The sequence below is a fragment of the Shewanella sp. 10N.261.52.F9 genome (genome assembly GCF_041471165.1).
Classification (GTDB): Bacteria; Pseudomonadota; Gammaproteobacteria; order Enterobacterales; family Shewanellaceae; genus Shewanella; species Shewanella marinintestina.
This window is the reverse complement of the sequence record NZ_JBFRNX010000013.1, coordinates 442319-459686: the sequence shown is the minus strand read 5'-3', so window position 1 is coordinate 459686 and position 17368 is coordinate 442319. Positions and strand designations below refer to the sequence as shown.

General features: G+C 43.7%; 16 protein-coding genes. 9 read left to right on the top strand and 7 right to left on the bottom strand.

Going from position 1 to position 17368, the window contains the following annotated elements:
• Nucleotides 1–61 precede the first annotated feature (61 nt).
• The 4 genes from AB4298_RS10950 to AB4298_RS10935 form a co-directional block, all read right to left on the bottom strand.
• Nucleotides 62–2332: an aminotransferase class V-fold PLP-dependent enzyme gene (locus AB4298_RS10950; protein ID WP_371986736.1), complete on the bottom strand. Its 2271-nt coding sequence runs from the start codon at nt 2330–2332 to the stop codon at nt 62–64.
• Nucleotides 2333–2616: 284 nt separating this feature from the next.
• Nucleotides 2617–3153, bottom strand: a complete 537-nt coding sequence (locus AB4298_RS10945; RefSeq protein ID WP_371986735.1) for a protein tyrosine phosphatase family protein — start codon at nt 3151–3153, stop codon at nt 2617–2619.
• A 106-nt stretch (nt 3154–3259) separates the two neighbouring features.
• Nucleotides 3260–3721, bottom strand: a complete 462-nt coding sequence (locus tag AB4298_RS10940; RefSeq protein ID WP_371986734.1) for a NanQ anomerase/TabA/YiaL family protein — start codon at nt 3719–3721, stop codon at nt 3260–3262.
• Nucleotides 3722–3819: 98 nt separating this feature from the next.
• A complete protein-coding gene (locus tag AB4298_RS10935; protein ID WP_371986732.1) occupies nt 3820–4263 on the bottom strand; it encodes a hypothetical protein in 444 nt (147 codons plus the stop codon).
• A gap of 91 nt (nt 4264–4354) precedes the next feature.
• On the opposite strand from AB4298_RS10935, the gene AB4298_RS10930 reads away from it, so the two are divergent.
• The 3 genes from AB4298_RS10930 to AB4298_RS10920 all read left to right on the top strand — a co-directional run bounded on the left by AB4298_RS10930 (nt 4355) and on the right by AB4298_RS10920 (nt 7235).
• Nucleotides 4355–5410, top strand: a complete 1056-nt coding sequence (locus AB4298_RS10930) for a patatin-like phospholipase family protein (protein WP_371986730.1) — start codon at nt 4355–4357, stop codon at nt 5408–5410.
• Nucleotides 5411–5586: 176 nt separating this feature from the next.
• On the top strand, nt 5587–6180 hold the full coding sequence (locus AB4298_RS10925; protein ID WP_248998096.1) for an LON peptidase substrate-binding domain-containing protein: 594 nt from the start codon (nt 5587–5589) through the stop codon (nt 6178–6180).
• A 122-nt stretch (nt 6181–6302) separates the two neighbouring features.
• Entirely contained in the window at nt 6303–7235 is a 933-nt protein-coding gene (locus tag AB4298_RS10920) for a pseudouridine synthase (RefSeq protein ID WP_371986729.1), read from the top strand.
• 84 nt (nt 7236–7319) lie between these two features.
• Here the strand turns inward: AB4298_RS10920 and AB4298_RS10915 are convergent, their stop codons facing one another.
• Nucleotides 7320–9209, bottom strand: a complete 1890-nt coding sequence (locus tag AB4298_RS10915) for an alkaline phosphatase D family protein (RefSeq protein WP_371986727.1) — start codon at nt 9207–9209, stop codon at nt 7320–7322.
• A 108-nt stretch (nt 9210–9317) separates the two neighbouring features.
• On the opposite strand from AB4298_RS10915, the gene AB4298_RS10910 reads away from it, so the two are divergent.
• From AB4298_RS10910 to AB4298_RS10895, 4 genes are all read left to right on the top strand, one after another.
• A complete protein-coding gene (locus AB4298_RS10910) occupies nt 9318–10250 on the top strand; it encodes a dTDP-4-dehydrorhamnose reductase family protein (protein WP_371986726.1) in 933 nt (310 codons plus the stop codon).
• Between the two features lie 73 nt (nt 10251–10323).
• The gene (locus AB4298_RS10905; protein ID WP_371986725.1) at nt 10324–11628 is read left to right on the top strand and encodes a sensor histidine kinase; all 1305 of its coding nucleotides are present in this window, start codon (nt 10324–10326) and stop codon (nt 11626–11628) included.
• A complete protein-coding gene (locus tag AB4298_RS10900; RefSeq protein ID WP_371986724.1) occupies nt 11628–12191 on the top strand; it encodes a response regulator transcription factor in 564 nt (187 codons plus the stop codon). Before AB4298_RS10905 ends, AB4298_RS10900 begins: the two co-directional genes overlap by 1 nt.
• Nucleotides 12192–12337: 146 nt before the next feature.
• Entirely contained in the window at nt 12338–13315 is a 978-nt protein-coding gene (locus AB4298_RS10895) for a sensor domain-containing diguanylate cyclase (RefSeq protein WP_248998102.1), read from the top strand.
• A 63-nt stretch (nt 13316–13378) separates the two neighbouring features.
• Here the strand turns inward: AB4298_RS10895 and AB4298_RS10890 are convergent, their stop codons facing one another.
• Nucleotides 13379–14290 carry a LysR family transcriptional regulator gene (locus AB4298_RS10890; protein WP_371986722.1) on the bottom strand — a complete coding sequence of 304 codons (912 nt, stop codon included), beginning with the start codon at nt 14288–14290 and terminating at the stop codon, nt 13379–13381.
• Between the two features lie 74 nt (nt 14291–14364).
• Here AB4298_RS10890 and AB4298_RS10885 point away from each other — a divergent pair, with 74 nt between their 5' ends.
• Nucleotides 14365–14796, top strand: a complete 432-nt coding sequence (locus AB4298_RS10885) for a VOC family protein (RefSeq protein WP_371986721.1) — start codon at nt 14365–14367, stop codon at nt 14794–14796.
• Nucleotides 14793–15887 (top strand): alkene reductase, encoded by a 1095-nt coding sequence (locus AB4298_RS10880; protein WP_371986720.1) that lies wholly within the window; start codon nt 14793–14795, stop codon nt 15885–15887. Before AB4298_RS10885 ends, AB4298_RS10880 begins: the two co-directional genes overlap by 4 nt.
• A gap of 188 nt (nt 15888–16075) precedes the next feature.
• On the opposite strand, the gene AB4298_RS10875 is transcribed toward AB4298_RS10880, so the two are convergent.
• A complete protein-coding gene (locus tag AB4298_RS10875) occupies nt 16076–17224 on the bottom strand; it encodes a putative sulfate/molybdate transporter (protein ID WP_371986719.1) in 1149 nt (382 codons plus the stop codon).
• Nucleotides 17225–17368 lie beyond the last annotated feature (144 nt).

Here is a 17368-nt window from a genome sequence, read left to right as displayed (position 1 = left end):
GTGGCTTTTATTTTTCTAAAACAAGCCTTCGAGTTTCTAATTGAATGGCTTGCCTTAATATTTAGTAACTCAAGGCGTAGCCACCTTTTAGGTGAGATATTTTAGCAAAACCTAGCCTATGCATCGCTTGAGCTGCAACCATGGAGCGGCTACCACTGCGACAAACTAATACCCAAGGCTGGTCTTTTTGATGTTGATGTTCTTGAATAAATTGCACTAAGCGGGTTAATGGCACATTTTGGCTAGAGTCTTGTGAGTGCGTTAGTGCATATTCGTGAGGTTCTCTAATATCAATGACTTTGACGCCTGTATTACTTGCGATTGCGTCGGCGAGGCTTGACGCATCGTACTCACGAATTGCTGATTTATTGCAACTTCCGACATAAGCGCCACACATAATCTCACTACCCACTTGGTCGTTCAAATGGCTATCTAGTTCGGCTTTACGCTTAATAAAGTCAGCCTCAGAGATCAGATCAAGCAATGCTGAGTTTAATAAAGAGTTACGTTTACTCTCAGCCGATAAGGTCGTTGTAAATTCGTTATTATAATCATGGCTTGCACAAATAAGTGTATCTTCCGCAAGGGTATTATTGAGCAGTTTAAGGCTGCTCAATAGTGCTGCACTTGAGCTAGATTCAAAGTTTGTTCTACCCAAGCTGCCCATTAAAATGGTGTCACCACAAAAGGCATATTTAGCTTGTTGTGCTGAGCATAAAACTAAGCTGATACTGTCGCTTGTATGCCCAGGAGTCGGCACTTTAAGCAGTTGTAAATCACCGACGTTGATAGCCTCACATTTTGTGCCAGCATAGCTAACAGTCTTGCTATTATACGGCCAACCTAACATATCGCTATCTTGGTCTGCTAAGTAGCGGTTAGCGAGTACTTCTCGACCCGAAACATGATCCGCATGACCATGGGTATCTATAATGGCAATGGGGGTAAGCTGTTGGCACTGCAGCAGGGTATCAAGCCTGTGTTGTAACTCTGGCAATGGGTCGATAATCAAAGCTTGCTTAGTGCTTGTATCGGCATAGACCCAAGTACAGCTTGCCCCTGAACGCAGTTGCAATAGGCCCTCTAATTGGGCTTTGTCGTTAATATCTGCACCTATTTTAGAATTTTCGAGCACCATGCAGCTATGTGTTAGCGCCAGAGAAGCTGTTTTTATGCGTGCGCAAGCTGTATCAACATCGGCTTGAGTCATTGCAGGACCAAATGACATACGAATTGCTGATTCACTTTGCCACGTGGGTAATCCCATCGCGTCGAGAACAAAGCTACCTGTAACTTTGGAGCTGCAAGCTGAACCTGAGCTCACACGAATGTTGGCGGCATCAAATAGGTCCATAATCTCTTTGCTGCTAAAGCTTGGAACCGCAAAGTTAATGGTGGTTGGTACACTGTGCTCGAAGCTGTTATTGAAAATAATGCGCGGGAAGCAATCTGTCAGTGTATCGGCAATTTGCTGTCGAAAGCTGTGCAGCGTTTGAGTGTCGCTAAAAGCTGAATCTTCTGTGCGTAATAGCATCTCGAAAATAACATTAAGTGCAGCCATTCCAGGCAGGTTTTCTGTGCCTGAGCGTAAACCCGCTTCCTGACCTCCACCGGCAATAAAAGGTGTAAAAGGTGCGTTATCACGAATATACACAAAGCCAATGCCTTTTGGAGCATACAGTTTATGGCCGCTAAATGGCGCATAGTCGATACTCGTGTGTTGCAGATCTAATGAGGTTTTACCTAAAGCTTGTACACAATCGACCATCCAAAAAATATGTGGGTTTGCATCGCGTATTGTTTTTTCTAAGTGGTTTAGATTTTGATAAACACCTGTTTCATTATTAACTGCCATAGTACAAATCATCAATGCATCAGGTACGTGCTGACGAATAAATTCATCATCCAAAATACCAAACTCATTTACAGGGATCGCCAGAACTTGTGCTGGAATATTTAGCACTTTAAGCCAATGTTTTAGTGATTCTGGTACCGCTTTATGTTCTGTCGAACCGTAGAGTACGCTATAGGTTTTTCCTTGGTGGATAAGTTCTTTCGCTGCAATAAGAGCTGATAAAATTGAGGTTTGGATCCCTTCTGTTGCGCCACTGGTAAAGATTAACTTTCCTTCTCCTGTGCCCAATAAGGTTTTAGCTCTAGCACGAGTCTGCTCCATTAAGTGTTTAGCTTGTAAACCGGTAATATGGCTACTACTTGGATTGCCAAACAGTGTTTGCATTGCGGATAAGGCTGCATCTGCAGCTTGAGGTAGCACAGGAGTTGTTGCATTGGCATCGAGATAAACTTGGGTTAGTTCATTGTGGTTTGGCATGGCGTAAGGCTCTTTATTGTTATTTTATTTACAATGAAAACTTTATATTCTTTTTGGGTATAACTAATTCTAGTTGGCTATATTAGCAGTTTGGTAATAATGATCAAGATCACATTTTATGCACGAAGGGAGTTCTATTTTTAGTTTTGAACAATAGGTTCACTAGAGCTAAGTTCAGTGGTTGCCATGAAGGAAAATGAGGGGAAGGTGAATACCAACCAAAATAAAAAAGCGCCTATCTAGGCGCTTTTTGAGAAGAGGTTGTTAGCTTGTTAAACCAAGTTCTATTGGGCAATATCAGCCTTTACTTGCTCAATAAGAACCTGCCATTGAGGGTATTCTTGTAGACTTTTTGAAAGCTCTCCCCATGGCGCCATGACTTGTTGCTGGTAAGCCTTAGAATCACTCTGTCCACGCGCTAACTGATACAAATAATAAAAGGCTGACGCTCGATAATTGGCAGCGCAGTGCACTAAAATTTGTTTGTCTTGGTTAGCGTCCATGATGGTAAAAAACTGCTGAACATTTGCAACAGTAGGCTGCTGCCAATCTACATCAATTTGGGCATAGTCCATGCCCGCTTGTTTAACCAGCTCTGCTTCATTGGCATAACCCGTAGGATTATCTTGCGGGATTAAGTTAACCACTAGCTCTACACCAGACTCTTGAAGTGCTTTGAATTGAGATTGCGTAGGTAAGCCAGCAGTGATGACTCTATCGCTATTAAACTGAACATCTTTAACTTGCTGTAACGCATCCGGTGTTATCGCTGCAAATGCCAAAGGGCTAAGCAAGCTTGTTAGCAATAAAATAAAGCGCATCTTGGTTTCCTTTTATGTAATCAATATCAACGGGTATAAGAGTAAGACTTAATGCATAAGTTCAGATGCAGAACAGATAGTTAGTCTTAATACTTAGACTTAATCGTTAGACTTTGACTTTTATCACGACTTTACGCACTTGGCTGGCATTATCGCCCGTACCAGGCATATGAATATCATCCGGGAAAAACAAGGCAAACATGCCGGCTTTTAGAGGAATAAATGTCGCATCATCTTTGTTGGATTCATAGTCATAGTTAGCGTAATCATGCTCTGCATAATAGGCTTTAGACGGTGTTTGGTTAGCCAGTGGCAGGTAACCAAATTCTTCTTCACCACTTACAACATATTGCACATCAATGTATTGCTGGTGGACTTCAAAGGGTTGTTGTTCTTTAGGCTGTGTTTGGTAGTCGTTAACAATCACAAATAGATCTTTGCCTTCTAGCTCATATTTACCGGTTTCTAATTGGCTAAAATCAGTGGTAGCAAGGTGCTCTAGTGCTCTAGCAATGCGTGGATTAATGGCTGCGTAGATGTCGCGGTTAGCTAAAGTATCAACAATCATGATTTTTACTCACCCTTGGCCGAACTTGACCTAAAATTCATTTAATAAGAGCACCTAAAAAGTGCCATTTAGAGGGCGAAGTGTAGCGCTAACTTGCTTTAGAGGATACTAGAGTTGACTTCAAATGCGATACCTTTTGCTTCAAAAGCGTGTTTTAATTTTTTGGCGAATGTTGATTTGAACCGTAAAGGAAAGTTAATCTTACCTTTAGCAGAATGGATAAAGAGGTGATCGCCAAGTAGACGCACTGAATCAATATCTTGATAGTTTAGAATTAACGTTGTTGGTAAGCTGAAATCTGAGTTTTGCTGCATTTTGATAAAACTGACTTCTGAATCAGTAAAAATGACTCGTTGTTGCCAACATAAGCGCACAATGATGACGCTTACTATACAGGGGGTAGCTAACGAAGCGTAATCCCAAAAGCTATCTAAATAGGCTGACCGCGAGCATATTAAGCCAATGGTAAAAAAAATCGCCCAGTAGCCCAGTTTGGGAAAGGTGTTTATTACGGTAGGAGTCGAAATAACAGTATTATCCATAATACTTTCTTAAGTTGTGTCCATTTAGCTTAAAGAATAACCTAATACCAAGGTCGATTTAAAGTCACAATAATAAAAAATAAGGATATATGTGTCTTCATTACGATTTATTGCAGGCGCTAAAGCCTATAAAACCCTGAGCGAAAATGCCTTTAAACCTGAGCTATTTACTCAGCTACTCGCAGCATCTGGTGGTCCTAAGTGGATAGGCATTGCGGCGTTAGATCGGTATTTGTTTACTGAGTTTTTTAAAGACTTGAACCAACCTCTACATACGTTAGGTGCTTCGTCAGGTGCATGGCGCTTAGCTTGTTTAGCGCAAAGTAATCCAAATGCGGCTTATGACCGATTAGAAGAGCTGTATATAGGTCAACGCTATGATACTAAGCCAACGAGTGTGCAAATCTCTGCTCAGGTCAGCGGTATTATCACTGGGCTATTAGGTAGCACTGGAGCCGAAGAGGTGATTGGGCACCAACACATAAATAGCCATTACATTGCATGTAAGGGGCGCCACTTTAATCGCATGGGCACCCGCGCTGGTCTCGGTGTGGGGCTCACTGCGGCTGCGATGACCAACCTTGTTAATCGCAAGAGTTTATCTTTGCATTTTACGCGCTGTGTATTTGGTGTTGAGCAGCAACTATCGCCTTTTGCAAAGCTTACCGATCTGCCGAGTCAGTATTACTCTTTAACGCAAGCAAACATTCATCAAGTGTTATTAGCTACCGGTTCAATCCCTTTAGTACTGGCGCCTGTTACTGAGATTAACGGCGCACCGAAAGGGCATTATTATGATGGCGGTATTACCGATTACCACTTTGATTTGCCACTTGCTCACAGTAAAGGGCTGACCTTGTACCCACATTTTTACCCTAGAATGTCACCGGGCTGGTTTGATAAATCTTTGTCGTGGCGCTTTGCTAAGCACAATTATGACAATGCACTTATCTTAGCGCCGACCGATGCTTACCTGCAGAGTTTGCCTTATAACAAATTGCCAGATAGAGAAGATTTTACCCAATTAGATAGTGATAGCCGAATTAAATATTGGCGCCAATCAGCAGTGATGAGCCAAGTGTTAGCTGATGATTTTGCCAATGTTATTGCAAAGGGGAGTCTGCTTGATAGGTTGGAACATTTATAATTTAACTGCTTACTATTGTAATAAATCCCCCTTAAACCCTGTCTAATAATTGAACTGCTCAGGTGTTTGGCTTGCTGGCTGAAATTGGTTCAGCTGCTACACTTTAGCTTTACTTAAGTTACTACTTGAGCATAGCCAAAATGATACAGCCTACCTAGTTAAGGGGGGAGGTGATTATGCAAACACAAGAAATGGCGTTATTAACACACGACACCTTGTTGTTACCTGAAGGTCGGGTAGAGATCCGGGTGATCGATCCGCGTTACTTAAGCATGATTGCAGAGATCCTTAAAGGGCATTACTCGTTGGTATTTGGTATGAGCAAGGCTAACAGTGAGCTACCTTGCTATGAGATGGCAACTCAATGTGAAATCATCGACTTTAATCAACTTGATGATGAGTCATTAGGTATAGTACTCGAAGGTAAGCAGCGAGTAAGGGTGCTTTCAGCGGCGCAGCGCCGTGATGGAGTGTGGATCAGCCGAGTACTTCGCAGTCATAATTGGCAGCAAGAACCTATCTATGGTGAGTTTGAGTTAATTAGCGCTGCGTTAGAGCAGTTTTATGAGGTTAACCCAGACCTATTCGGCCTATATGAAAATGATGTTCATCTTGAAGATGCATCGTGGGTTAGTCAGCGTTGGCTTGAAGTGTTACCGCTTTATAACCAAGATAAGCTGCGCTTGATGAACCAGCCTAACTGCCATAAAACCATGAACTTTGTGCTTGAACTGATTAAATCGCACGCTAGAGATAATCAATACTCTTGAGACTACCTAATTAGGCCGTTTTCTCGATCCTGGCAATTTATGATAAGCCTATTTTGACAATAGACAGGTGTTTGCTACAGTAGCGCCACTTTTGTTTTGACCTTATCTGATAATCGAGTCCTATGAGCTCTTCTGTACGCGCCGCCCAGGCTTCTTACGTTGTACTATCTGAAACCGTCACTGATAAACCGACAGTGTTGAGCTTTTTAGTGAGCCAATTTCCAGCCATTACAGCTGCTGTTTGGCAACAGCGTATTGTTGATGGCAAAGTACATTGGCGTGACGGTAGCTTGGTTACTCTAGAGTCGCAATTTATTCCTCGCGAACGTGTTTACTATTACCGAGAAGTCGCCCAAGAAAGCCTCATTCCTTTTAAAGAGCAATTACTGCAACAAACTGATGAATTTATGTTGGTGTTTAAGCCACACTTTCTAGCGGTCAATCCTAGTGGCAACTTCGTCAATGAGTGCTTAGTGAATCGTTTACGTCTAAAAACCAATAATCAGCAAATAGTTGCTGCTCACCGTCTAGACCGAGCTACAGCCGGTGTTATGTTGCTTAGTGTTAATGCGCAAACACGTCATGAGTATCATGAGCTTTTTAAGTCTGGAAATATTAGTAAGACTTATCAAGCCATTGCGTCTTTATCGGCCGAAGTAAAGCAACTGCTAGAGCAAACTGAATTGCCGTTGCAATGGACAGTGAAAAACCGCATAGCCAAAACCATTCCTAGTTTTAGAATGTGTGTCGCTGAGGGCGAGGCAAACAGCCATTCAGAAATTCGTTTGATTGAAGTATTCGATGGATATGGGTTATTTGAACTAGAGCCTGTAACAGGCAGAACTCATCAATTGCGAGTACATATGATGAGTCTGGGGATGTCGATTGTTAACGACAGGCTGTACCCAGAGTTACTCGATAAAGCTGATGATGATTTTGATAAGCCGTTAAAACTAATGGCAAGACGTCTATGCTTTATCGACCCCATAAGTCGTAAGCAAATCAATGTGAGCTGTGATGGCTTTAACCTACAAGATGAAGTAAAAAACCTATAAATATTATTACTGACTCTTTGATAGCTTTATTCTTGCTAGGTCCTAGGAGCTCAAACCTGCTTTTCCTAGGCCTAGGTTTATGATCTAATGTCTTGGCGGTAAAAACTCAGTTTCAGTCATATCACCATGCAGTACCGCAACTTTAGTCGGCGCGCCGCTTGGGGCAATTTCTACAATGCCAATTCCGCTTTTATTGACTAGGCGTTTACTGCGTTCGCCATTAGGGCGGCGACCTCTGATCGACATGCGTTTACGCTTGGTGAAGAAGTTAAGCGGTGAAAAATGGCCGTAAAGCCAACCGTTTAGCTTATCAAAAACTGGTAATAGCTTTTCTGGGAACTGGTTTTTAAAGCCACTACAAGTAATTTGATAGATCTGCGGCCCGCCATGACGAAAACGAATACTGACATCGTAGCTAAATGAATAGTGCACATCGCCGGACAAAATAATAAATTGCTCAGGTGTTTTTCTATGCTGGAAAATACTCAGTAGCGTATTTGCCGTGCCAGGGTGTGCCATCCAGTTCTCGGCGTCCACTAATAACGAGCCGCCGCATAAGGTTGCCATTCGTTGTACGGTTTCAATCAGTTTGACGCCATACATTGGCGCTGCAGACACAATAATCACATTGGGTTGGTTAACGAGCTCTGCCTGAAACTCCATCAGCGCTTCCCAGTCCATTAATCCAGACGGCTTACCTAAGTTAGACTCGCTACGCCAGCGACGGGTACGAGTATCTAGCACCAGCAGTTTTGGCGTGGTTTGCAAGCTGTAATGCCAATGTTCAAACGCCAATAATTTTTCTATCAAGGCATCTTGCGCTGCTGGGTTTGGGGTTGCAAAGAATGCATCCAAATCTGGGGTAATTTCGCTATCAAAGCGAGCAGGGGCGTTGCCCAAACCTTGAAATACCGTATAGGCAATTAAAGCATTACCTATGATGCGTTTTGAAAACGCATGCTGATACGCTGCTAACTCCCACCTTGCGGTGAGATTCCAATCATCGGTGACGTCATGATCATCAAAAATCATATAAGTCGGTACATGCGCCATTAAGCGGCGTACTTGCTTGAGCCCTGCTTTAAATGCTAACAGATGGGTCCATTCGCGTTGCCACCTTTGGTTATGCGCCGCGCTAAGCCCGGGGACCTCTTTAGGTATGTCGATTAACTCCCATAGCTCTGGTGACCAATAAAGCAGATATAGCGCCATTAATTCATTGAGGCTAATTAAATGATTCTCAGCCAATGACGAGGTAAAAATAGGATGGTTGATATACCAACGCGTAATCGCTGTCTTAGCTTTATATTGGGTCTTTGGCAGCAGATGGAGGTGGCGCTTATACATGGCCTCAGGTTGATAATTTATCTGAGTTGAATCTGTAATTGGCGCATCCACAAACTGCTCTTGCTGTAGACCAAGTAACTTAATCACTTCGCCAATGGCATACAGCATAGGCCCCGCAATATCATCGACATAAACTTGGTCGCCACTCATCATTAGTAATGCTGGACGTTGGTTTATATCGGTACAGCTTGCTAGCTGTGTATCGGCAGCCACTAAGGCATCGCTACTGTGATGGTGGGCGTTACGGCATGAGCCATGTAATAACTTGTCGATGTGCGGTTTGACGATAAATTCGCCTGAAGACCGTTGTGGATAACTGAGTTCATCTACATCGGCGAACAGCGAACGCTCAGAATTGGACTCGAACAGCTCATAAGTGAGTGGGATATCTTTAGTTAACAGCGCCGCTTCTGAGACGCGAATTAAATACTGATATGCATGCAGGCCAAGGGGGATACAATGGATTTCGCTAGCATTTAACTCTCGGTCAAAATCAGCACCTAATATCGCCAAACGTAAACAAGATAAGCGCTCGCGACAAACAAACCACAGGGTAAAGTGTTGCTCATCGCAATGACGTAAAGCGGGCCCTGCAATGATGCGTGGAATAGGTTTAGCTGCTGGCATAAATCAGTTCTTTAGCAAAAAGTTATCTTTATCAAGAGTAAACCAGTGCTTAGAAGATGAAAAGCCCTTAAGCTAGATGGCAAAGTTTTGCACAAGGGAGCAGCTGTTATGGCGAAAATCATGGTTACTGGCGCGACAGGCTTATTAGGGCGTGCGCTGGTAAAGCAATTGCAACAAGTTAATGTACACCAAGTTATTGCGTGTGGTTATAGTCGTGTTGGCGAGGGGGAGTTTCAACTTGATTTAACCCAGAATCAGCAAGTAACAGATTTTATTGCTCTGCATCAACCTGAAGTGATTGTGCATTGCGCTGCCGAACGCAGACCTGATATTTCAGAGCAAGATCCACAAGCTGCATTGGCGCTTAACGCGGATGCCACTCGTACTTTAGCCCAAGCCGCGCGCGATAATGGCGCTTGGTTACTGTATATCTCTACCGACTATGTGTTTGACGGCACGCAGCCTAAATACACTGAGAAAGCAGCCACTAATCCGGTTAATTTTTACGGTGAATCTAAGTTACTGGGTGAAAAGATCATTGGCGAAGTCGCTGCGCAATTTGCAGTACTCCGCTTACCTATTCTTTACGGTGAGGTGCAAACCCTAGATGAGTCTGCTGTAACGGTATTGCTGCGAAGTCTGCAGGATGGCTTCAAGTCGAACGTCGTCAAACCAGCGACTTTACCTGTGGATGACTGGGCAGTAAGAAGCCCGACTTCGACTGAAGACATTGCATTAGCGATAGAGAAATTACTCAATCTGCAACTGGCTGACGAGCCGATTACAGGGTATTACCACTTTAGTGCAGCGCAAACCATGACTAAATACCAGATGTTATTGCAGATGGCTAAAGTGCTGAATGTATCGACTGAGCACCTACAGCCTGTGACTTCCCCCACAGATAGCGCTAAACGCCCTAAAGACTGCACCTTAAGCTGTGAGCGACTTATGAGTTTAGGGATTAAAAGCACGCTACCTTTTGCAAGCGGCATAACCAAAGCATTACAGCAGTCGGTCGTTGTTCAACAATGGCTAAAGTAAATCGATGAACGCCAAGGTTAATGCTAAATATTAATGTTTAAAATCAATAACAATAGATTAAGAAAACCTTCTCATGCTAAACCTGCGCGTTAAAAATTTACTCATCCGCAATCTTGGTGCGGTCGATCAGTTGGCCCTATTAAGATTTGCTGGGCTGTTATTAAAAATTGGTCTGACATTTTTTGCGGCAGACACCTTTGGTTTGTCATTAACGAGCCCTGTGTTGTATTGGGGCATGAGCTTAGAAGCCTTGTATTTAGGTTTTACCTTTTGGCATCGTAGCGCTATCGCACGGTTAGGCTCAGGTTTATTTATCGTACTCTTGCTCGACACCCTATTTTGGATCTCTTGGCTATATTTCACCGGCGGGGCAACGAACGCTTTTATCTCGCTGTTGTTGTTGCCAACGGCAATCGCCGCGGTTGTTTTGCCAACATGGGCGCCTTGGGTCTTAGCATTGATATCGACATTAGCTTATAGCCTGATGATTTTCTCCGTTCCTGAAAGCCAGATGAAACACCATGGCATGGACATGAGTTCTCACTATCTAGGCATGTGGTTTAACTTCTTAATCTCGTCATTAGTATTGACTACCAGTGTGGCCTATATCGCGCAGCGTATGCGCAAGCAAGAAGTCGAGCTGGGTTATATGCGAGAGGCACAATTACGCCAAGAGCGGTTAATTGCGCTAGGAACTGCATCGGCGCAAATGGCACATCAACTCGCAACACCATTAGCTAGCTTGCGTTTATTGGTCGATGAAGCCGTTGAGGATGCGGTAAGTGAGCCGCAAGTGCTGCAAGAGATGGATACTGCATTGGTGCGCTGTGAGCAAACGCTTAACTCTTTGCGCATGGCAACGGAATCTATTCGCCAACAAAGAAAAGCCTTAATGAGTGCCGAACAACTCGCGGCGACGATTAAGCAGCAAGTGTTGCTGCTCATGCCTGAAATCAATTTAGAGTTGAGTTTAGCCCATGAGATTGATGAGTCTGAAAATGAACGAATGATCCAAACCGATGCAAGTTTATTGCCTGCCTTATTAGCCTTAATTGAAAATGCCGGCAGTGCCAGTTTGGCTCACAGTGGCGAGTCGCGAGTATTGGTGTCGGTAAAGGTTGATGCTGGCAGTCACCGCTTGTGTATTTCGGTAAAAGATTTTGGCGCAGGGATCCCAAAAGAGATGCAGTTGCAGTTAGGTCATAAATTGATTGAAAGTGAGCGTGGCATGGGGATGGCACTCCTGTTAAGTAATGCCAGCTTCGAACGTTTAGGTGGCCAGTTATTACTGAGCAGTGCTAACGAAGGTGGGACGATTGCTAAAGTCTGTTTCCCGGTCTGTGAGTCTATATCAGCCTCCCAAGTTGGAGCTGCATAATGACGACTACCACAGCAAAGAAGTTATTAATCATCGAAGATGATATCGCTTTAGCGAGCGTTTTGACTCGGCGGATGACCAAGCAAGGCTTTGAATGCCAGCAGTGCCATGATGCGACTCAAGGTTTATTAATCGCTAGGCAGTTTAGGCCGACGCATGTGCTGCTTGATATGAAATTAGAGCAAGAGAATGGTTTGAAATTAATCTCGCCGCTAAGGCAGTTATTGCCCGATGTCACAATGGTGCTGTTAACTGGGTATGCGAGCATTGCCACTGCAGTAGAAGCTATTCGTCTTGGAGCTGATAATTACTTGGCTAAACCTGTTGATACCCAGACCTTGCTCAGTGCGTTGTCAGTGACGCAGTTTGACTATGAGATAGAAACATTAACAGAGGAACCGTTATCGCCTAAGCGGTTAGAATGGGAGCATATACAACAAGTTCTTACCGCTAATAACGGCAATGTGTCTGCTACCGCAAGGCAGCTAGGAATGCACAGACGTACTTTACAACGTAAATTATTGAAAAAGCCTACTGCTGATCATCGAGAACCGAGTGTCTAGTAAGTTAAGATGAATCTAATGTCGCAGAAAATATAGTGTAGCTTTTTAAGGAGAGTATAGGCTTAAACAGTGTTTGGCTGCTGAAACCTAATGAACTAAAGTTATACTGTGTACATTGGCACCAATATTGGGATGGCCGTTTGACTATGGAAAATAAAACTGTATTTGCTACCGACTCTTTTTTGCTCGATAACCCTAATGATCTTATTTCGGTTGATAAGTGGCAGAAAACAGTAAACCTATTGGCTAAGATTTTTAATGCGCCAGCAGGTTTTCTTGTGCAGTACACTACGGCAGGGTTCCAGGTGACCCTTGCAAGTCAGCAAGTCTCGAATCCTTATCCGGCGGGGGTAATCATTGAGCCTGAAGTTAATATTTTTTGCCGCAAAATAGTCGATACAGGTAAGCCCCTTTATGTTGGAAATGCCCCTTTAGATCCTTGCTGGGATACTAACCCTGAAGTGCATAATGATGGTTTTCGCTCGTATCTTGGGGTTCCTGTTTTTTGGCCATGTGGTACCCCTTTCGGCACGTTTTGCGTGATGGATTACCAGGCTACGAATTATGAAGCCACTTATCTTGAATTAATTACTCAGTTAAAGGACTTGCTAGAATCTGATTTAGCTTTGCTTGGTAGTTATGTTCAATTGCAGCAATTGGCAATAACTGATCCTTTATGTGAGGTCTATAACCGTCGGGGTTTTGATGTATTAGCGCAGCAAAGAATTGAGTTTGCGACTCGCACATCAAGCTTATTAGGGATGCTTTATTTGGATGTTGATCAGTTTAAACATATAAATGATCAATATGGACATGGCATTGGTGATGCAGTGTTAAAGACGGTTGCTAAAGTATTAACAGACCATACTCGCGAGGCCGATGTCATTGGGCGTTTAGGTGGTGATGAGTTCGTCGCTTTGATCGCAATTGAAGATGAGCAAGCATTGCTGTTGGTAAAACAGGAGCTTAGCGCTGCTTTTTCGGTTCAGCGTGAGGCGTTATCTTTACCGGATTTTTCTGTTTCAATCGGTGCCACGATTGTTGATAGCAATATCGACATAACCAATTTACTAGATAGAGCTGATCAAGACATGCTTAAGCGAAAGCAACGTCTAGCTGGATAACGGCTTGCGCTAAACAACCTTGCTCTATCGGTTGGTAACAGCCTAGCGCATTTGTACAAGTTACTAGATTGGTGGATATTGCTGGGTAAATTGCTGACATTTTTCCTTAAGAAAATCGATCACAGCCCTGACTTTATGGCTTGGGTAATCTGTTTGTAAGTACAATATTTGTAAAGGTATTTTAGTTGAGGCTTGCTCAGTAAAGAGTCGTTTGAGTTTGCCTTGATGTATCTCTTTAGCCACATCAAACCAACTTTTAAAAGCAATTCCTTTCCCTGCTAGCGCCCAATCTTTTATGACAGCGCCATCATTACTGCTTTTACATCCAATAAGCTCGACATGATAATCTGTATCTTGGCTCGAAAACGGCCATTTACTCCAAGGTTGGCCGCCTCTATTTAAGATTAAAGTCTTATGGTTAACCAGCTCTTTGGGCTGCTGTGGTTGTCCATACTGCTGAATATAGCTAGGCGCAGCAACGGCGACTCTTGGCATCATCGCTAATTGCCTGCGCATAAGGCCTGAGTCTTCTAGTTGACCATATCTCACAGCCAAATGGACGTTTTGGCTAATCAAATCTGTGATCTGGTCGCCGAAATAGAGGCTGATGTTTAACTCCGGTGCACGCAGTGAAAATTCATCTAGCCAAGGGCGTATGATATTACGCCCAAGATCTGACGGCAGCGCTATTCTTAGTTCTCCTTGTAGTTCGCCGCGATTATCCGCAAGTGCATTGCTGGCATTGTTTAGCAGAGTTAATGCTTGGCGACCTGAATCTATAAATAGTTGCCCCTCTTCAGTTAGAGTCATTTGCCGCGTTGATCTCGCAAATAACAAGCAATCTATTTTCTTTTCTAGCCTTTGCAATGCTGCGCTGGCAGCAGCGGGAGTCATGCCTTGTTCGCGTCCTGCGGCTGAAACGCTTTTTAGGTCAGCGATACGAATAGCTAGCTGTAGGTCGTTGAGATGATACATATCAAATATTTTTTGAAAATGATTTTAATATTAGCCTAATTATCAAAACTTGTTAATAGGCGTAAGCTAGGTTTATGTTTTCAATTGGAGCAATAGAGGCGATGGCTATTACGTTTAATCATCTCAATATATTGGCACCAGCAGGTAACCAATGTACGTCATTATTCATTGATGTTTTAGGGCTTAATGTCGGCGAACGTCCTAATTTCCCTTTTAATGGGCACTGGCTCTATCAGAGCGAGCAAGCGCTTATCCATGTTATTGAAGAAAACGATATCGAAGCGGAAGCCATAGGCCACATCGCCTTTGGTGTTGATATGAACTTGAAAGAGTTAACCGATAAACTGCAGCAAAAGTTGCTGCCATATAGAATTCACCAAGTCCCGGATAGCGATGTTGTGCAAGTTTTCTTGCGTATGGGGGGATGGGTGTTGGAGCTGCAAACAATAGATCAATCCCAACAATACGCCTTTCCCATTTTTAGTCAGCTACAGGAGTTAGTATGAGCCTTTTTTCCCCGTATCAAAAACACGCCTTACACCTAAAAAATCGTATGGTAATGGCACCAATGACCCGTTCTCGAACTACGCAACCGGGTAATATCCCAAATGCTATGATGGCAACATATTACGCTCAAAGAGCGTCAGCAGGACTAATCATCACTGAGGCAACACAGATTTCTGACGATAGCCAAGGCTACTCTTTTACTCCTGGTGTTTATACATCGGAGCAACAGGCTGGCTGGCGATTAGTGACTGATGCAGTGCATCAGGCTGGTGGAACAATCTTTAATCAGCTTTGGCATGTAGGCCGAGTATCACATCCGGTATTTCAACAAGGGCAAGCACCTATGGCACCGTCAGCGATTAAGCCTACAGATACGCGAGTTTGGTTGGTGGATGAGCAGCATCCCGACGGACAAATGGTTGAATGCTCTATACCTAGGGAAATGACTCAAGCAGATATCGACAGAGTTGTTAATGATTTTGCTAATGCCGCAAAAAATTCAGTAGATGCTGGTTTTGACGGGGTTGAGATCCATGGTGGAAATGGCTATTTAATCGATCAGTTTTTACGAACAAATTCAAACCACAGAGTTGATGCTTATGGGGGAGCTCCCGCTAAAAGAGTGCGATTTTTAATCGAAATAGTCCGGGCAGTAAGTGCCAAAATAGGCGCAGATAGAGTCGGAGTGCGTTTAGCGCCTTTTGTTACTTTTAAAGATATGGCTTGTCCTGAAATTGTAGAAACTATTTTACTAGCATCTCAGGAGCTAGAAAAGCTCGGTGTCGGCTATATTCACCTTTCAGAAGCTGATTGGGACGATGCACCGCAAATTCCCGAGTCGTTTCGTATAGCCTTACGTAAAGCTTATAGCGGTACGATTATTGTCGCTGGGCGTTATGATGTTATCCGGGCAGAAGAAGTGATGGCTAATGGATATGCTGATTTAGTTGCCTTTGGGCGCGCATTTATTGCGAATCCAGATTTGCCTAGTCGATTGCAACAACAGCTACCGTTGGCTGAATTTGATAAAGGGCCACTTTTTGGTGGTGGGGCTGCGGGATACACGGATTACTCCAACTATCTAGATTAGTTTTATTCGTCAGTAGATAACAGGCGATAAATATTAGTTTAGAAATTTAAAGCTTAATCTATTGCTGCACCGGGTTAGTGGCGAATTTGGTGTTAAAGGTATGACGGGAAGTGAGTAGGTAAGACTAGTATAAACGTCAATAAATTACGTATGTACTAGTCTTACACCATTATCATTTTAACTAGCTGTTATGACTTAAGATCAGAGTAAGTTAGCCATTGGCGTCGGCCCATTTCAAGCACTATGCCTGTTGCTAAACCAGCAGCGGTATTAACCAGTAAGCAAATCGCTGCCGTTGATAAAATCACAAAAATACAGAAAGGTTTACCATCGATAAATCGCTGTGACCATGCTAATTGCGTACCCGCAATGGCCAGTAAACTACCTAAAACGGCCAGCGGAATAAGTGATAGCACGCCTGCGATACCTTGCCCCCAGAACGCAGCTATCAGTAAGCAACTGCTACCGAAAATCGTTGGCGCTAGCCAAGTTCGCGCGCCAAAGTGATGTTGCACCGCAAGGCCGCCTGCACCATGACACATAGCGGTAGCGCCAAAAGGTGCTAGCAATAAATTAGCCCAGCCTGAGCTGGTGGCAAAGCGCTTAGGGGCAAAGGCCGCATCACCATCTTCTGGGAACTTCTGTTTTGCCATGGCTGAGGTGGCAATAACGGCATTGGTTAGTGTTAGCGCGAGTTGCGGTAGCACTAATAAGCCTGCCGCTGAGGTCCATTCATCAAGGCTTGGCCAAATAAATTGCCAAGGGGTTGATACTGATAGATCAAAGCTAGGTGCTGTGCCGCTATTAAGTTGCCAAACTATACCCAACGCAATGACTAATGGCATCGCTAAATAACGCATCGGCAAGAACTTACTGGCAAATAACGCAATGAAAGCAATAAGACCCACAAGCCAAGTTTGACTCATCATCTGACCGCCCATCCAAATAAGCTGCAAACCAATGGCTAATTGAATACCGATGCTGATGGCGGGGGATAACTGCTTGGCCATCCAAGTAATGGCGCCGCTGTAGGCCAGCACAAGTAAAATTAGCCCCATTAACATGCCACTGGCTTGTAACATGCCTGGGGTTAACCCTTGCGCAATCACTAAAGCGGTGATCACCTTCATCGGTTGCACAGGAATAGGGCGACGATAATAGAATGCGGTAAATAGGGCGAATAGACCAAAGCCCATAAAAATCCCTTGTGGGGAGAAATGGTTAAGGGCGATTAAGCCTAGCGCGAGGGGAAGAAAGGTACCTAGATCGGCAAAAGCGCCGCTAAACTCTCCTGAATACTGGTTAACACTATCAAATTTATTGGTCTTACATCTCATATAGCTTGCCGTGGGAAAAGAACGCTTTAACCATCGCAAGAATGATGCCAGTATTAATGCCGAAAATTGGGAGCAAAATGCTGTTAAGACGGCAATAGTCCAACCGAGTTGAGACAAGTTGGCTCCCGCTTTTATTTTAAGTGG